At 71.6% G+C, this 16,867-nt stretch carries 14 protein-coding genes; 6 read left to right on the top strand and 8 right to left on the bottom strand.

Features of this window, described 5'->3' with window-relative positions; all coding sequences use genetic code 11:
- Window position 1: 1 nt before the first annotated feature.
- Window positions 2-1,840: a glycoside hydrolase gene (locus MZC64_RS37450; RefSeq protein WP_247764407.1), complete on the top strand. Its 1,839-nt coding sequence runs from the start codon at window positions 2-4 to the stop codon at window positions 1,838-1,840.
- Here the strand turns inward: MZC64_RS37450 and MZC64_RS37445 are convergent, their stop codons facing one another.
- The gene (locus tag MZC64_RS37445; protein WP_247764406.1) at window positions 1,841-2,839 is read right to left on the bottom strand and encodes a LacI family DNA-binding transcriptional regulator; all 999 of its coding nucleotides are present in this window, start codon (window positions 2,837-2,839) and stop codon (window positions 1,841-1,843) included.
- Between the two features lie 210 nt (window positions 2,840-3,049).
- Here MZC64_RS37445 and MZC64_RS37440 point away from each other — a divergent pair, with 210 nt between their 5' ends.
- Window positions 3,050-4,135: an S-(hydroxymethyl)mycothiol dehydrogenase gene (locus MZC64_RS37440; protein ID WP_247764405.1), complete on the top strand. Its 1,086-nt coding sequence runs from the start codon at window positions 3,050-3,052 to the stop codon at window positions 4,133-4,135.
- A complete protein-coding gene (locus tag MZC64_RS37435) occupies window positions 4,135-4,764 on the top strand; it encodes an MBL fold metallo-hydrolase (protein ID WP_247764404.1) in 630 nt (209 codons plus the stop codon). Before MZC64_RS37440 ends, MZC64_RS37435 begins: the two co-directional genes overlap by 1 nt.
- A gap of 66 nt (window positions 4,765-4,830) precedes the next feature.
- Here MZC64_RS37435 and MZC64_RS37430 read toward each other — a convergent pair whose 3' ends face one another.
- Complete coding sequence (locus tag MZC64_RS37430) at window positions 4,831-6,633, bottom strand: S8 family peptidase (RefSeq protein ID WP_247764403.1); 1,803 nt, start codon at window positions 6,631-6,633, stop codon at window positions 4,831-4,833.
- A 205-nt stretch (window positions 6,634-6,838) separates the two neighbouring features.
- On the opposite strand from MZC64_RS37430, the gene MZC64_RS37425 reads away from it, so the two are divergent.
- Window positions 6,839-8,431 carry a sodium:proton antiporter gene (locus tag MZC64_RS37425; protein WP_247764402.1) on the top strand — a complete coding sequence of 531 codons (1,593 nt, stop codon included), beginning with the start codon at window positions 6,839-6,841 and terminating at the stop codon, window positions 8,429-8,431.
- A 32-nt stretch (window positions 8,432-8,463) separates the two neighbouring features.
- Here MZC64_RS37425 and MZC64_RS37420 read toward each other — a convergent pair whose 3' ends face one another.
- From MZC64_RS37420 to MZC64_RS37405, 4 genes are all read right to left on the bottom strand, one after another.
- Complete coding sequence (locus MZC64_RS37420) at window positions 8,464-9,768, bottom strand: helix-turn-helix transcriptional regulator (protein ID WP_247764401.1); 1,305 nt, start codon at window positions 9,766-9,768, stop codon at window positions 8,464-8,466.
- 34 nt (window positions 9,769-9,802) lie between these two features.
- Window positions 9,803-10,288, bottom strand: coding sequence for a hypothetical protein (locus MZC64_RS37415; protein WP_247764400.1), 486 nt, complete (start codon window positions 10,286-10,288; stop codon window positions 9,803-9,805).
- Between the two features lie 38 nt (window positions 10,289-10,326).
- Window positions 10,327-10,920 carry an NADPH-dependent FMN reductase gene (locus MZC64_RS37410; protein WP_247764399.1) on the bottom strand — a complete coding sequence of 198 codons (594 nt, stop codon included), beginning with the start codon at window positions 10,918-10,920 and terminating at the stop codon, window positions 10,327-10,329.
- A gap of 100 nt (window positions 10,921-11,020) precedes the next feature.
- Window positions 11,021-12,571 carry a helix-turn-helix transcriptional regulator gene (locus MZC64_RS37405; protein ID WP_247764398.1) on the bottom strand — a complete coding sequence of 517 codons (1,551 nt, stop codon included), beginning with the start codon at window positions 12,569-12,571 and terminating at the stop codon, window positions 11,021-11,023.
- Between the two features lie 75 nt (window positions 12,572-12,646).
- On the opposite strand from MZC64_RS37405, the gene MZC64_RS37400 reads away from it, so the two are divergent.
- Both MZC64_RS37400 and MZC64_RS37395 read left to right on the top strand, forming a co-directional pair.
- Entirely contained in the window at window positions 12,647-13,120 is a 474-nt protein-coding gene (locus tag MZC64_RS37400) for a DUF4334 domain-containing protein (RefSeq protein WP_247764397.1), read from the top strand.
- The gene (locus MZC64_RS37395; protein ID WP_247764396.1) at window positions 13,120-14,526 is read left to right on the top strand and encodes a GDSL-type esterase/lipase family protein; all 1,407 of its coding nucleotides are present in this window, start codon (window positions 13,120-13,122) and stop codon (window positions 14,524-14,526) included. Before MZC64_RS37400 ends, MZC64_RS37395 begins: the two co-directional genes overlap by 1 nt.
- On the opposite strand, the gene MZC64_RS37390 is transcribed toward MZC64_RS37395, so the two are convergent.
- Window positions 14,513-15,172 carry a response regulator gene (locus MZC64_RS37390; protein ID WP_374205839.1) on the bottom strand — a complete coding sequence of 220 codons (660 nt, stop codon included), beginning with the start codon at window positions 15,170-15,172 and terminating at the stop codon, window positions 14,513-14,515. The genes MZC64_RS37395 and MZC64_RS37390 overlap by 14 nt on opposite strands.
- 592 nt (window positions 15,173-15,764) lie before the next feature.
- Window positions 15,765-16,826 carry a sensor histidine kinase gene (locus MZC64_RS37385; protein ID WP_247764507.1) on the bottom strand — a complete coding sequence of 354 codons (1,062 nt, stop codon included), beginning with the start codon at window positions 16,824-16,826 and terminating at the stop codon, window positions 15,765-15,767.
- Window positions 16,827-16,867: the final 41 nt, after the last annotated feature.

Here is a 16,867-nt window from a genome sequence, read left to right as displayed (position 1 = left end):
GGTGCGAACATCACGTGAACGAGCCGTGTCCGTCGGCCTCGCCCTGGCCCTGCTGCTCACCGGAACACCCGCCACCGCCGAACCCGCCGCCGGCGAGGTGTTGTTCCCGGTGAGCGGCGGGGTGCTGCGGCTGCGTCCGTCCACAATGGAGATCACCGGCCCGGCCCTGGTGTCAGCGGGGGTTGACGGGTTGGGTCCAGTGACCGGGTTGCGGCGCAACAAGGACGGGGTGAGCTGGCGGTACCCCGAGCGCGGCTACCGGGTCTGGGCCGGGGTGCGGGAGGGCAGGCTGCGGGTCACTGTCCACGGTGGAGCGGGCAGTCTGCGCTGGCCGGTCAGCGGCGCTGACCCTGGCACCACCCGGCTGGCCGTGCCGCGGGGCGAGGGCCTGTCCGTGCCGGTCAACGACACCTGGTGGGCGCAGCGCCTGGGCACGGTCCCGGTCTCCGGCGGCCTCACCCTGCCATTCTGGGGACAGACCCTGGGCGGCCGCGGGGTGAGCTACCTGGTGTCCACCGAGATCGGCACCGACCTCGCTGTGTCCACTGTGGACAATCGGTTGCGCGCCACCGCGGAACACCGGTTCGAGGCGCGCACGCCGGAATATACCGTCGACTTCGGGCTCACCGACGGCTCCCCGGTGGCTGCCGCCGCGGACTACCGCCGGTTCCTGGCCGCCCGCGGTGGACTCGGCAACCTGCGCGCGAAGATCAAGGCCAACCCCGCGGCCGGCAAGCTGCTCGGCGCGTTGCACGCCTACGGCTGGGGGCAGGCCCGGCAGGTCGAGGGCGTGCGCCGGCTGCGCGAGCTGGGCATCGACCGGCTGTGGCTGGGTTACGACGGCACCCCGATGAGCAAGGAGGCGGTGGCCGAAGCCCAGCGGGCCGGGTACCTGGTCGGCCCGTACGACTCCTGGGACAACGCCCAGGACCCGGCCACCGCGGACAATCCCGGCTCGGTCTGGCCGGGCAAGCTCTGGCCGGAAGGCTGTGTCCGCAAGGCCGACGGCACCCCGGAAACCGGCTTCGGTGGCCGCGGCTGCTACCTCAGCACCGCCGCCCTGCCCGACCCGGTCTACCGGGACAGGGTGCGCGAGTGGACGGCCAACGGCGCGGACAGCTACTTCCTCGACGTCGACGCCGCCAGCGAACTCTTCGACGACCATTCACCGGCTCATCCGATGACCCAGGAACAGGATCGCGCCAACCGGCTCCAGCGGATGGCCTGGCTCTCCGGTGAACGCCGCCTGGTGCTCGGCTCGGAAACCGCCGCGGGCTGGGCGAATCAGGTCCTCGCCTTCAACCACGGCTCGTCGACTCCGATCACCGACGCGCTGTGGAAGGCCCAGCGGGACAAGCCGAACTGGGGCGCCTGGTATCCGGAAGCGGCCCCGACGTTCTTCTTCAAGCCGGTCGAGCTGTCCGCCGAGCTGACCCGATTCCTGTTCGACCCGGCCGTGCGCGTTCCGCTGTACCAGACCGTGCTGCACGATTCGCTGATCTCCACCGACCGCTGGGAGCTGCCGCTGTCCAAACTCCCGGCCCTGGCCACCGACCGCATCCTGCTCGCGCTGCTCTACAACACCCCGCCGAACCTGGTGCTGGACCAGGGCGAGCTGGACCGGCACGGCGAGCGGATCGCCGAGCTGCACCAGGTGTTCTCGCCCCTGCACAAGCTGGCCGGGACCGAACCGCTGACCGGATTCCGCTGGGTGGACGGCAATCCCAAGGTGCAGGAGACCGAGTTCGGCAACGGGGTGCTGCGGGTGCGAGCCGACTTCAGCACGGGGTGCGTGGAAACCTCGCGGAGCGCGCGGAAGTACTGCCCGACGGCCTGGTGATCACGGCGACCCTGGACTCCTGGTGGAGCTGCCGCGCGGGATGAGCCGGGCGTCCAGGGTCACCGTGCTGGGTAGTCGCCCCGGATCGGCGATCCGGGCCAGCAGCAGCCGGGTGGCCTGCACCCCGATCTGGTAGGCGGGCTGGGCCACCACGCTGAGCTGCGGCTCCAGCAACGTCGTCCACGGCGCGTCGTCGAAGGAGACCAGCCCCAGATCGATCCCGGCCCGCAACCCGTGCGCGCGCATCGCGGCCAGCACCCCGACCGCCATCGCGCTGTTGCCCACCAGCATCGCGTCCGGCCGCTCCGGCCCGCCGAGCAGCTCCGAGGCCGCCACCTGCGCGCCCGGCGCCCGGTACTCGGCCCGGCGCAGCAGCTCCCGGCGCCCGGTGCCGACCAGGGCGTCCCGGTAGCCCGCGGCGCGGTCATCGGCCGTGGGCACCCCCTCCGGGCCGGTCAGGCAGGCGATCCGCTGATAGCCCTGCTCGATCAGGTGCTCGGTGGCCTGGCGGGCGGCCAGGCGGCTGTGCACCAGCACCATGTCGCAGGAGCGGTCCGGCATCCGGCGGTCCACCGCCACCACCGGGGTGCCGCTGTCGAAGAGCGGGTCCAGGCTGCCGGGCAGCCCCGAGGGCGAGACGATCACACCAGCCGCCCGCTCGCTCAGCGCCACCTCGACATAGCGCCGTTCCTTGTCCGCGTTCTCATCCGAATTGCACAGGACCACCTGGTAGCCACCGGCCTGCGCGGTGTCCTCCACCCCGCGGGCGATGGCCGTGAAGAACGGGTTCTCCACGTCTGAGATGATCAAGGCGAGCACCGCGGTCTCCTGCCTGCGCAGGTTGCGGGCCAGGCCGTTGGGCCGGTACCCGAGTTCCTTCGCCGCCGCCCGCACCCGGCTCGCCAGCTCCGGGTCCACGGTGGACTTGCCGTTCAACGCCCGCGAGACCGTCGCGGTGGACACCCCTGCCCGTGCGGCTACATCACTGATCGTCGCCAACTTGTCTGACCCCTTGCTGCGCGCTGTCCCCGCGGACACCTTATTGACCCGACCGCAAATTAAGAAAGAATCTTGGCGAAATCGATTGCGTGCACGTTGCGCTTTTCGCCCGGTCGGGGATTGATCCACTCGGTTGACGCACGCGGTTCAGGCGTGGCGAATCATGCGCATGTCTGCAACCGTGCACTCAGGCACCGAAGGGAGAGCAACGTGGCTCAAGAGGTCCGTGGCGTGATCGCCAGGAGCAAGCAGGCGCCCGTCGAACTGGTGACGATCGTGGTACCGGACCCCGGGCCGGGCGAGGCCGTGGTGCGGGTGCAGGCGTGCGGGGTCTGCCACACCGACCTGCACTACCGCGAGGGCGGCATCAACGACGAGTTCCCGTTCCTGCTCGGCCACGAGGCCGCCGGGATCGTCGAGGCGGTCGGCCCCGGCGTCACCGAGGTCGAACCCGGTGACTTCGTGGTGCTGAACTGGCGCGCGGTCTGCGGCCAGTGCCGGGCGTGTCGCCGCGGGCGGCCCTGGTACTGCTTCAACACCCACAACGCGACCCAGCCGATGACCCTGACCGACGGCACCCCACTCAGCCCGGCCCTGGGCATCGGCGCGTTCGCGGACAAGACCCTGGTCGCCGCCGGTCAGTGCACCAAGGTCGACCCGGAGGCCAGGGCGGCCGCGGTCGGCCTGCTCGGCTGCGGCGTGATGGCCGGCATCGGCGCGGCCATCAACACCGGCGGCGTCGGGCGCGGCGACTCGGTGGCGGTGATCGGCTGCGGCGGCGTCGGCGACGGCGCGATCGCGGGTTCCGCGCTGGCCGGGGCGCACACCATCATCGCGGTGGACATGGACCCGGCCAAGCTGGAACTGGCCAAGGGCTTCGGCGCCACCCACCTGGTCAACGCCAGGGAGACCGACCCGGTCGCCGCGATCCAGGAGCTGACCGGCGGCAACGGCGCGGACGTGGTGATCGACGCGGTCGGCCGCCCGGAGACCTGGAAGCAGGCCTTCTACGCCCGCGACCTGGCGGGCACCGTGGTGCTGGTCGGCGTGCCCACCCCGGACATGACCATCGAGATGCCGCTGATCGACTTCTTCTCCCGTGGCGGCGCGCTCAAGTCCTCCTGGTACGGCGACTGCCTGCCCAGCCGCGACTTCCCGACGCTGGTCGAGCTGTACCGGCAGGGCCGCCTGGACCTGGACGCCTTCGTCAGCGAGGAAATCCCCCTCGATGGGGTGGAGGGCGCGTTCGAGAAGATGCACACCGGCGGCGTGCTGCGCTCGGTGGTGGTCTTCTGATGGCCGTCCGGATCGACCACGCGGTCACCTCCGGCACGTTCAGCCTGGACGGGCAGACCTACGAGGTCGACAACAACGTCTGGGTGCTCGGCGACGACGCGGAATGCGTGGTCTTCGACGCCCCGCACGACGTCGAGGCGATCCGCAAGCTCATCGGCGACCGGCGGGTGGCCGCGATCCTGGCCACGCACGCCCACGACGACCACATCCGCTACGCCCCGGAACTGGCCGAGGCCACTGGCGCGCCGATCCTGCTGCACCCCGAGGACCTGCCGGTGTGGGAGCTGACTCACCCGGACCGGGAACCGGACGACATGCTGCGGGACGGCCAGGTGATCGAGGTCGCCGGGACCGCGGTGCACGTGCTGCACACCCCCGGCCACGCGCCGGGCGCCTGCTGCTTCCACGTGCCCGAGCTGAACGTGGTCTTCACCGGCGACACCCTGTTCCAGGGCGGACCGGGCGCCACCGGCCGGTCGTTCAGCAGCTTCGACACCATCATCGGCTCGATCAAGGACCGGCTGCTGACCCTGCCGCTGGACACCACCGTGCACACCGGGCACGGCGGCAGCACCACCATCCGGGCCGAGGCGCCGCACCTGCAGGAGTGGATCACCCGCGGGCACTGACGCACCTGCGGCGAGGGCTCCATGGCGGAGTTCGGAGCCCTCGCCGAGGTGATCACCCGGTCAACCTCACCTGGTGATCGTCAGGGCGTAGTCGCTGCTACCGGACTTGTCCCCGCTGGTCGCGGTGATCTTGAGGGTGTAGCTGCCTGCCGCGCTGCCGAACCCGGTCCAGATGAACGCGGTCGAGGTGCCGCCGTCGGTAACCTGAGCGGGGGAGAAGAACACGCTGGTCCCCGCCGGCGCCCCGGAAGCGGACAAGGTCGCGTCGCCACCGGTCACGGTGATCCTGGTTTGCAGGAAGCCGCCCGGCCGCGCGCTGCCCGAGGCGGGGGACAGCGAGACGGATAGGGGCGAACTGCCCGGCTTGCCCACGGTCAGCGCCACGGTCGCGGTGCGGGTCGCCGACTTCGACTTGCCGGACACGGTCACCTGGTAGCTGCCCTTGGGCGTGCTCGCCGAGGTCGAGATGGTCAGCTTCGCGTTCTCCCCGGCGGTCACCGAGGCCGGATCGAAGGCGGCGGTGGCGCCCGAGGGCAGCCCGCTCGCGGTGAGTTCGACCGCCTCGGCCTGGCCCTTGACCACCTTGGTCGTCACGGCCGACTCGGCCGAGCCGCCCGGCTCCTCGACGGTCACCGCGGCCGGGTCCACCGCGACCGAGAAGTCGTTGGTGACCGGCACGCCGCCGATGAAACCGCTGTAGAGCAACCGGTTCGGCGAACCGGTGCGGATGTCGCTGAGCTTGTCCTTGGTCGAGTCGTTCACCAGCGCGTCGCGGACCTGCTGGTTGGTCGCGCCGGGGTTCTCGTTGAGGTAGAGCGCGGCGACCCCGGCCACGTGCGGGGAGGCCATCGAGGTGCCGCTCATCGTCTTGGTGCCGGTGTCATCGGTGTGCGAGGCGGACACGGTGTTGGTGCCCGGCGCCCAGATGTCCAGGCAGGAGCCGTGGTTGGAGGAGACGGACTGGCCGTTCCACACCGCGCGGCCGTCGTTCTGCTGGGTCGCGCCCACGGTCACCGCCTCGGCCACCTTGGCCGGGGTGAAGCCGCAGGCGTCCTGCCCGGAGTTGCCCGCGGCCAGCACGAAGGTCACCCCGGTGCCGATCGCCTTGCGGACCGCGTCCTCCAGGGCCTGGTTGGACCCGGTGCCGCCCAGGCTCATGTTGGCCACCGCGGGCTTCTTCGCGTTCTTGGCCACCCAGTCAATGCCGCCGATGATCTGCGACCACTGCCCGCTGCCCTGGCAGTTGAGCACCCGCACGCCGACCAGGCCGACCTTCTTGGCCAGGCCGTACCGGGTGCCGCCGACGGTGCCCGCGACGTGCGTGCCGTGCCCGTGGCAGTCGCTGGCGTCGGCGTCGTTGTCGATGAAGTCGTAGCCGCTCCTGGCCCGGCCGCCGAAGTCCTGGTGCGAGTTGCGGATGCCGGTGTCCAGCACGTAGGCGGTGACCGCGCTGCCGTCGTTGGCGTAGCTGTACTTCTTGTCCAGCGGCAGGTCCCGCTGGTCGGTGCGGTCCAGGCCCCATTCCGGGTCGTTCTGGGTGTCGGTGGCGTGCGCGAGCCCGTCCTGGGCCACGTAGTCCACCCGGGGGTCCGCGGCCAGCCGCCTGGCCTGGGTCTCGGTCATGGCGGCGGCGAAGCCGTGCAGGGCCGCGCCGTAGTTGTGCGTGACGCGGCCGCCGTAGCGGTCGGTGAGCGTGCTCGCCACAGCCGGGCCGTCCTTGAGCACCACGAGGTAGCTGCCGGCCACCGCGTCCGGCGTGCTGCGGATCGTGCCCTCCGCGGGTGCGGCCGCGGCCGGCGCGGCGGCCGCGCCCAGCGCGAGTAACGCGCCTAACGCGGTCAGGACCGCCGCCCGATTTCCTTGTCGCATCGTGACTCCTTCGCAGGGGGAGTTGCCCGAGTCACGATCAGCCAGCCGGATGAGGCGGACAATCAGGGCGGGGATCCGTAGGGGTACCTATCTATTGCCGTCGGCCAGGTGTCCCCGGATGTGGTGAAGGCCCGGCCGGGCGCGGAGTTCCGGGCCGCCGCTTCGGTTACCGTGCGGCGCACCGATCCGGTGCCCCGCGGCGGAGGTGAGTGCGATCCAGTTGCTCCTGGTGGTCGTCGGCGCGATCGCGGTCACCGCGTTCGCCAGCCGCAAGGGCAGGCAGCCCGCCCTCGTCGTGGTGGTGCTCGCCTCGGCGATCTCGTTCATCCCGGGGCTGCCCCGCTTCGAGCTGGCGCCGGAACTGATCCTGAGCGTGGTGCTGCCGCCGCTGCTGTACTCCGCGGCGCTGGACTTCTCCTTCGTCAGCTTCGCCCGCAACCTCCGGCCGATCCTGTCCCTGGGCATCGGTCTGGTGGTGGCCTCCACCGCGGTCACCGGGGTGGTCGCGGCCTGGGCGGTGCCGGGCCTGGCGCTGGTGCCCGCGTTGCTGCTGGGCGCGGTGGTGGCCCCGCCGGACGCGGTGGCGGCGCTGGCGGTGGGCCGGAAACTGGGGCTGCCCAAGAAAGTCATGGCCATCCTGACCGGGGAGAGCCTGGTCAACGACGCGGCCGCGCTGACCCTGTTCACCCTCGCGGTGGCCGCCGCCACCGGCAAGGACACCCTGTTCGGCAACCCGTTCCTGCTCTTCGGCTACGGCGTGCTGGCCGGGGTGCTGATCGGCCTGGCACTGGCGCTGGTGGTGCACTGGACCCGCTCCCGGCTGCGGGACAGCGGACTGGAGACCGCGCTCGGCCTGATCGTCCCCTTCGCCGCGTACCTGCTGGCCGAGGAGGTGCACGCCTCCGGGGTGCTCGCGGTGGTGGCGGCCGGGATCGCGCTGGGGCACAACGACGCCAAGGCCTCCTTCGCCACCCGGTTGCAGGGCAGGCAGGTCTGGCGCAGCCTGGACGTGCTGCTGGAGGCGTTCGTCTTCGCCTACATGGGTTTGCAGTGCAAGTTCGTCTTCGCCGCGCTGCCCGCCACCGGGATCTCGTTGTCCGGCTTCATTCTCGGCGCGGCGGCGGTGCTCGCGGTGGTGCTGCTGGTGCGTCCGGTGTGGGTGTTCCTGACCTACGGCCACGGTGTGCTGCGCGGCCGGATGACCGGCCGGAACTGGCGGCGCGGCAGGCAAACCCGCCTGGTCCCGCACCAGCTCCCGTGGCAGTACATGATGGTGATCTCCTGGACCGGCATGCGCGGCGTGGTCACCATGGCCGCCGCGGCCGGGGTGCCCGCGGGCGTGCCCGGCCGCGACCTCATCCAGGCGCTGGCCTTCGTCGTCGCGGTCGGCACCCTGCTCATCCAGGGCCCCACCCTGCCGTTGCTGATCCGTCGTTTGCACCTGGCCGCCCCCGAGGAGGAACGCCGGGCCGAATGGGGTGCGGCCAAGGCCAGGGACATCGTCCGCGAGGCCGCCCGCGACTCGCTGGGCACCGCTCCAGAGGGTGCCGACCCAGCGGTGTTCGGCCGGTTGCGGGACCGGTTCACCACCGCCCTGGCCGCCAGCCGCGAGTCCGACGAGACCCGGATGACCCCCGCCGAACGCGAACTCCTGCTCACCGTGCGCCAGCAGATGCTCGCCGCCCAGCGCACCGCACTGGTCCGGGCCCGCAAGGCGGGGGAACTGCCCGACGACATCGTCCGCACCGAACTGGAACGCCTGGACCTGGAGGAGGCCGCGGCCGACGCGGCGCGCTGAGGTCGGATCAGCCCGGCCACGCCCGCTCCCCGTCAGGACCGGAGCAACCCGTCCCGCCCAGCCACCCCGAGCTTGCGATACACCTGCGACAGGTGCAGCTCCACGGTCCTGGTCACCACACCCAGCCGCGCCGCGATCTCCTTGTTGCTCAACCCGGCCCGCGCCAGCGCCGCGATCCGCCCCTCCTGCCCGGTCAACCGCGGCCCCGAAACGCGGTGCGCCCAGCGGGAATTCCCGATCAGCCGGGCCGCCTCCCGGGCCGCGGCGAAGGCGTCCTCGGCGGCCGGCCGCTGCCCCCGTGCCGACAGCAACACCCCGAGGTCATGCCGGACCTGGGCCAGTTCCGCGCCGCGCACCAGCTCCGCGGCCTCGGCGAGCTGGGCGGCGGAGTCCCACCCCGCCGCGTGCAGCGCCAGCCCGATCGCCCGCGGACTGCCCCAGCGCCGGGCGGCAACGAGTTCCACCCTGGCCAGCGAGGTGGCCAAGGGCGCGCGCTGCAACGCGTGCGCGCACAACGCGGCCCGCGAGCGCCAGGGCAGCACCGCCGGATTGACCACCGCCCACCCGTCCAGGGCCCGCCCACAGGCGAGGAAGTCCTGATACGCCAACGAGAACTGCCCCAGCGCCCGGTGCAGCCCGCCCCGGGCGAAGAGCAGCTCGGCCCGATCCGCCGCACTCGCCAGTCCGCCGTCCAGGCCGCGCTCCCGGAACAACTCCCGCGCCCGGTCCAGCTCGCCGAGATCCACCAGCGCCGCCGCCAGCCAGGCCACGGTCAATCCGGCGAATTGCGGGTAAACCCCGTTGTCCATCAAGGTTTCCAGCGCCCGCACGGCCTGCCCCGGCGCCCCCGCCCAGGTGTCCAGCCGCGCGGTGAGCACCGTCAGTGAGTCCCGCTGCCGAACCGACCGCGCCCAGTCCACGGTCCGCGCCGCCCGCGCGCAGTGCTCCCGCGCCAGGTCCAGTTCCCCGGCGTAGGCCAGCGCCAGCACCGCGTACCAGAAACACCCGGCCTCGGACCACGCCGCGGAGTCCAGTACCCGGTTGGCCAGGTCCACGCTGCCCGCCCGGTCCACCCCACGATTGGCCAGCAGAATCGCTCGCATCGCCAGTTCCCGTTGCGGCGGCAGCGGATCCGCCCGGTCCGGGCAGCGCGCCGACCCCGGTCGCGGTCCACCGGCCACATAGGACAGTCCGGCCAGCATCGGCCCGGTCACGGCGTCCTCGGCCAGTGCCCGGCCCAGCACCTCGGTGACCACCCGGTCCGCCTCGGCCCACCGGCCACCCTCGACCAGCCGCAACCGCAACGCCCGCGCGGACTCGACCCATTCCTCCAGCATGGCCGGCCGATCCTCACACGCCCGAAGCCGCACCTCAACCCCCCTTCATGACCGAAACCGGCGCGCCCAACCGGGCATGCAGGGTGAACCCGCCCTCCACCGGCCCGGCCCACCCGGACACCCCGAGGAACCCACCGTCATCCCGCAGGAACAGATGTCCGCAGGCGGCGCCGGGCCGTTCCAGCAACGAGGCCAGCCAGTCCAGCGCGGCGCTGACCCGGCCGAAGGTGGTCAACGCGAAGCACACCGGCCGCACCGAAGCCCGCCCGACCTGGTCGAGCCGGTGATACCGCCGAGGCCCGGCCGAGTAGCCCGGCGCGCCGTCCAATCCCCACAACGACCGCGGTTCCGCGGGTTCGGCCCACTGACTGCACGCCAGCACCGAGGCACCGTCCACACTGGTCAGACAGGACACGCCGAGCAGGTGCCCCGGCCACCGCAACCGCCGCCACCGGCCCACACAGGCGCCGGCCGCGGCCTGCTGGCGAGCCTCACCGGTATGCGCCAACTCGAACTGCACCGACCGCACCCCAGGGCCACTGATGATCATCACGGCCCCTATCCGCCCAGGTAAGGCCGCATCGCTCGGGCCTCACGCAACGCCAACGCCCACCACACCAACTCATCGAGCAACGTCCCCAACGCCGCCACCCCACCCCCTTGCTCACGCGGCCGGCCGTGCTCGTCAAAGGCCAGCGCCCCACCGGGAAAACTCACCGTGTCCCGCAACGCCACCGCCCGCAGCTCGGCAAACACCGACCGCAACTGCTCCACCGCCCGCACCCCACCGCCCAGTCCACCCCCGTGCGAGACGAACCCCACGGGCTTCGCCTGCCAAGGCAGCACGTGCCAGTCCAGGAAGTTCTTCAGCACCGCGGGGAAGCTGTGGTTGTACTCCGGCGTGACCACCACAAACGCGTCCGCCTCCGCCAGCCGAGGCGTGGTCTCGGCCAGCGTTGCCGCGTCACTGGGCCCCGGATCCCAGGTAGGCCCGGCCAAACTCAGTGGAATGGTCGCCAGGTCGATCAGATCCACACTCAACTCGGCCCGATACCCGGCCTGCCCACACACCCACTCGGCGACGCTCCGGCTACGACAACCAGCCCGAGCGCTGCCCACCAGCACGGCCACCCGAACGAGATCAGGGATCATGCCCCCCAGTCACCCAGACCCAGCCCACCCCGACCCCCGCCGATGTGACCTGGGTCACGCGGACCCTTCGGTCCAACCACAACCAGCACCACGCGGAAGATCAGAACAACGCGGACCGCAACCCATCCCGCCCGGAAATCCCCAGCTTGCGATAAGCCCGCGACAGGTGAACCTCCACCGTCCGCACCGCCAACCCCAACCGCGCCGCGATCTCCCGATTCGCCCACCCATCCCGCGCCAACCGGGCCACCCGCTCCTCCTGCCCGGTCAACACAGCAGGCGCCGCCAACTCCCGCAACGCCAACTCCGCCGCCCGAACCCGCCGCCCATCCCCAACCAGCTCGGCCAGCCCCCGAGCCTGGGTAAGCCGCTCCCGCGCCCCCGGCAGGTCATTGCGAGCGGCCAACCGAATCCCCAGCTCGTACTGCACCACGCTCAGTTCATTGCGAGCCCGCGCCACCTCCAGCAAGTCGGCGGCCTCACGCAACAACTCCACGTCATCCAGCCCCGACTGCCCCACACCCCGCCCGCCAGCCCCCATACCCCTGCCCCGCCCAGCCGCAGCACCCATCACCGCCGAGCGGTCACCCGCGCGCGAGCCGCTGCCTCTCTCCGAGCCGCTGCCTGTCCCCAAGATGCCGCCACCCGGTCCCGCGAGGCCGCCACGCAGGCCGGCGCTGCCGGCGCCTCGCCCCGGACCGCCATCCAGTCCCGCGAGGCCGCCACGCAGTCCGGCGCTGCCGGCGCCTCGCCCCGCGCCGCCATCCAGTCCCGCGACGCCGCCACCTCGCCCCGCCATGTCCTCACCCAGCCGCACAACGCCCCCGCCGCCCCCCACTATGGCGACCGTGGCCAGCGCCGACCCCAGCACCCGCGGCTCACCCCACCGCAACGCCGCCGCCCACTCCTGCCCCGCCAGCTCCACCGCCAGGCCCTCCCGCCGAGCCGCCAGCGCGGCCAGTGCAGCCCGGTTGCGCCACGGCACGATCGCCGGATTCGCCACCCCCTGCGCCAGGAACTCCCGCCCACTGGCCAGGTAGTCCCGCAATCCCGCCTGCGCCCGCCCCGCCGCCACGTGCACCGCCGCCCGCGCTGCCAGCAGCATCGGCCGGCACGGCGAACGCCACTGCACCGCCGAGTCGAACTCGTGCTGGGCGAGCAACGCCTCAGCCCGGTCCACCGCCCCCACCCCGACCAGCACTTCAGCCAGCCAGCCCACCGACACCAATCGCATCGGCCGCGGCACCACCTCGACCGCGATCAGCTCCTCCAGCTCCGCCCGCGCCCCGAGGAAGTCCCCACGCTGCACCGCGATCCGCGCCCGGACTCGCAACATCATCGCCCGCCGCTGAGCGGCCCCCGCCAGCCGAGGATCAACGTCGTCGACCAGACGCGCGCAGTGCGTGTCGGCCGCGGTCAGCTCACCGGCGGAGGTCAGCGTCACCAGGGCACGCCACACGCACAGCGGATCGTCCCGGCAGGGCGCCTGGGTCAGCGCGGCCTCGGCGAAACGCACCGAGTCGGACCAGTTCCGCCCCTGCACCATCAGCCCGGTCGCGCGCAAGGCCAGGCAGTCCTGATCCGTGACCGCTCCCGGCCACGGCGCGCCACTGGCCAACTCCCGTGACCGGTCCCCGGAGTGCGCGCGCATTCCGCATGATATTCACACCGCAAGATCATCATGGTCGAATGGCACGATCGTGGACGCTCAACCGGAGAGGTCGGGATGACGAACGTCGAGCGGGCGCAGGTCAGGTTCCAGGAGTTGCGGGACCGCAAGGACAAGGTCACCGCGGCGGAGTTGGACGAGCTGTGGGCAGAGCTGCCGACGGTGTCCGCCACCGAGATCCTGGGCCGCTGGCGGGGCGATGAGTTTGTCACCGGCCACCCGCTCAACGGCCAACTGGCGGCGGCAGGCTGGTACGGCAAGGAGTTCCATTCCCTGACCGACGCCAAGCCGCTGCTCTGCCGCGACGAACACGGCGAGCTGTACTCGAACATCGAGGCGGGCAAGGGCGAAGCGAGCCTGTGGAACGTGGAGTTCCGCGGCGAGGTCACCGCCACCATGGTCTACGACGGCCAACCCATCTTCGACCACTTCAAACGAGTGGACCAGCACACCCTGCTCGGCGTCATGAACGGCAAACAGGTCCTGGCCCCCACCGGCGACCACTTCTATTTCTTCTTGGAACGCGCCTGATGCCCCGCCTCTCGGTCCTGGCCACAGCCCTGTTGCTGGCGGTCGCGGCGACCTCCGCCCCCGCCACCGCGACCGCTGCCACCGCCGCTCCCGCCGTACCTGCCGCTGCTGCCACCACCGCCGCTACCACCGACACCGCTGCTACCACCGCCACCGCCGCCACTGCCACCGCCACCGCCGCAGCCGCCGCCCTCGCCGCCAGCGGCGACCCCGCGACCGTCCCCGCCGCTCCTGGCGTCGCCGCGGCGTCCCCGGTCGCCCCTCGCTGGCTGACCTCCTGGGCCCAGTCCCAGCACGCCCTGGCCCCGCAAACCCTGGACAACCAGTCCATCCGCATGATCACCCACCTCAGCCAGGGCGGCCGGGCTCTGCGCATCCGGGTCCAGAACGAGTTCGGCACCACCCCGCTGACCGTCAACGCCGCCGCGGCCGGAATCAGCGCGGGCCAGGGCGCGGTAGCCCCAGGAACCACCCGTCCCGTCCGCTTCAACACCCGCCCCACCGTCACCATCCCGCCGCACGGCGAGGCATGGAGCGACCCGGTCCCGCTGCCAACCCGCCCTCAGGACGACGTCGCGGTAAGCCTGTTCGTCAGCGGTCAAGCCCGCCCCGGCGGCCACCAAGCCGCCCTGCGCGACAACTACCTGACCCCAGCGGGCAGCGGAAACCGAGTCGCCGACCCCGCCGCGTACCCGCTGAAAACCGGCTCCACCTACCTGCTCAGCGCGGTGGACGTGCTCACCACCGAGGCCGTCGGTGCGGTCGTCGCCTACGGCAGTTCGGTCGTCGACGGTCACGGCAGCACGGTCTGCGGCCCCGGCTGCACCGCCAACGGCAACAACCGCCGCTGGACCGACGACCTGGCCCGCCGCACCCAGAGTCTGCCGCCCGCTGAACGCCTCGCCGTGGCCAACGCGGGCGTCGGCGGCACCACCAGTGCCGCCACCTGCCCGCTGACCCCACCACAGCTGGCCGGCCTGGATGCCCAGGCCCGGCTGGACCGCGACATCCTGTCGCTGCACGGCGTCACCGCGGTGATCTACTACTACGGCACCAACGATCTGGCCTTCGGGTGTCAGGCAGGCCAGATCCTGGATAGCTACCGGGCGGTCTTCACCCGCCTCCGCGCCGCCGGCCTCAAGATCCACGTAGTCCCGATCACCCCACGTCCCGGTTACTCACCCCAGCAGAACCAGTACCGCGCCGAGGTCAACAACTTCGTCCGCGCCGGTGGCAACTGCGCGGGCGCCTGTGACAGTGTGATCGACTTCGACCAGGTCCTGCGCGACCCGGCCAATCCCAACACCATCCGCGCCGACTACGACAGCGGCGACGGCATCCACGCCAACCAAAAGGGTCACGAAGCCCTGGCCCGTTCAGTCCTCCTTCCGCTCATCGTGGACTGACCAGCCCGGTCTCGTACGCCACGATCACCAACTGAGCCCGATCCCGCGCATGCAACTTGCTCAGCAACCGCCCAATGTGCGTCTTCACCGTGGCCACACTCAACCGCAAGCTCTGGCTGAGTTCCACATTGGACAGACCGCGGGCGATCAACGCCAACACCTCCCGTTCCCGTTCCGTCAACCCGTCCAGTTCCCGCGCTGGTGATTGCGCGGGCTCCGGCCGCCGAGCGAATTCACCGATCAACCGCCGAGTCACAGTGGGCGCCAGCAACGCCTCCCCGCTCGCCACCACCTGGATGGCGTTGAGCAGTTCGGCGGGCGGAGTGTCCTTGAGCAGGAATCCACTGGCCCCGGCCCGCAATGCCGCGTAGACGTAGGAATCCAGATCGAAGGTGGTCAGGATCAGTACCCGAGGCACCGGCTCCGGCCCCGAGCACAACACCCGGGTCGCCTCGATCCCGTCCATCTCCGGCATCCGCACGTCCATCAACACCAGATCCGGCTTCTCCCGCCGCGCCACCTCAACCGCCGCGACCCCATCTCCAGCCTCGCCAACCACCTCCAATCCCGGCGCCGAGTCCACGAGCATCGCAAAACTCCCGCGCACCAACGCCTGATCATCCGCGATCACAACCCGAACACTCACCGCCAACTCCCAGCCCCGCCCAGGAACCCGGCCAGCCGCCACCTGCGAGCCGCCACGAGCGGGACCACCAGCCGCGCCGCGCCCACAGCCGCAGACCGATCAGCCAGGATCCGGCGCGCCCCAGCCGATCCGCCACTCGTCTCCGGCCCAGCCGAAGCGGCCCTGCTCGCCGGATCCAGGCACACCGCCGCAGATCCAGCACGCCTCGACCGTCGGACCGGCACTCGCGGGTCGCCACTCGCCCGACAGTCCGCCGCCCGGCTGTCGCCCAGCACCCACCGATGCGCCGGTCGTCTGCCAGCCGCCGCGAGTCCAGTGACCGCCCGTCCGCCAACCTGTCCGCGCGCAGTCCTGCCGTGCCCACCGGCCGTCACCCGACCGTCAGTCGCACGCTCCGCGCGTAGCAGCCGACCGGCCGCCGCCGACCCTGAATCCGTTGCCCAGCAACCAATCACCCGCCCAACCCCGGTTTCCTGCCTGCCATCGACCACCCACCTGGTCGCCGACCTGCCGTGGCCCGCTCGGCTGGTCGAAGCACCGTCTGTGCCCCTTGCCCGGTCAACGTTCGACCCCGGCTCGAACCCCAGCCCGCTCATCCCGTCGCACCCACCGGCAACCGTGCGCACACCCCAAACCCTCCGCCCGGCAACCGCCCCGTGCTCAAGATCCCTCCATACGCCGCAACCCGTTCCCGCATCCCGACCAACCCGTGCCCGCCGCCCGGTCCGCCCGGCGTCCGCCGGCCACCCGGATCGGTCACCTCCACCACGACCTCGGTGTCGTCCCCGTGTAGCCGGACCTGGCAGTGCCCGGCACCGGAATGCCGCACCACATTGGTCAGCGCCTCCTGCACGATCCGGTACACCGCCTGCTGCACTCCCTCCGGCAACTCCAGTTCCGCGACATCCAGTTCCACCGTCACTCCGGCCGTCTCGGCCCAGCGTGCCAGTCCGTTCAGCTCGCCAAGTCCGTGCACCGGACGGAGTTCGGCCTCCGTGCCATCCGTCGCCCGCAGCACACCCAGCATCCGGCGCAGATCCTCCAGCGCCTCGCGGCTGGTCGCCTCGATCACCGCCAGTGCCGCTCTGGTCTCGCCTGGGCGGGTCTCGGCGAGGTGGTTGGCCACGCCTGCCTTGACCGCGATCAGGCTCATGCTGTGCGCGACGATGTCGTGCAGGTCCCGCGCGATGCGTAATCGCTCGCCCAGCACCACTCGCTGCTCGCGCTGCTCGGCCAGCCGGGCCTCGTCCCGCTGCCGGTACCGGCTCGAAAGGCCCAGCGCCCACAGCATGATGCTCAGCAGCAGCGTGATCAGGACCGGTCCACCGCTGTACATGAGCGCTCCGCAGGTGATCACCAGGGCCACGATCAACCCGGTCCACGACCAGCGGTTCGGTGCGACCGCGGCGACTGTGTACAGGACCAGTCCCACGGGCACCATTCCCAGATAGGAGATGTCCAGCAGGGCGGCCGCGGCCGAGAACGGGATCAGTGCCGCCAGCGCGCCCAGCGGCCAGCGCCGCCGCACCGCCACCGGCAGGCCCAGCCCGGCGGCTATAACACAGGCCACCCACGCCGGACCGGTGTAGTGCGGCAGCGAGTTGCGGTTGAGCGCGAGGGTTGCGGACAGCACGATGATGAACGCCGCCACCACGGCGTCCAACAACGGTAGGTGTATGCGCCTGGCACCACTGT

Origin of the sequence: Crossiella sp. S99.2, assembly GCF_023094165.1 — a bacterium.
Taxonomy (GTDB): Bacteria; Actinomycetota; Actinomycetes; order Mycobacteriales; family Pseudonocardiaceae; genus Crossiella.
The sequence above is the reverse complement of the archived record's forward strand: the minus strand, read 5'-3'. Positions and strand labels throughout refer to the sequence as shown.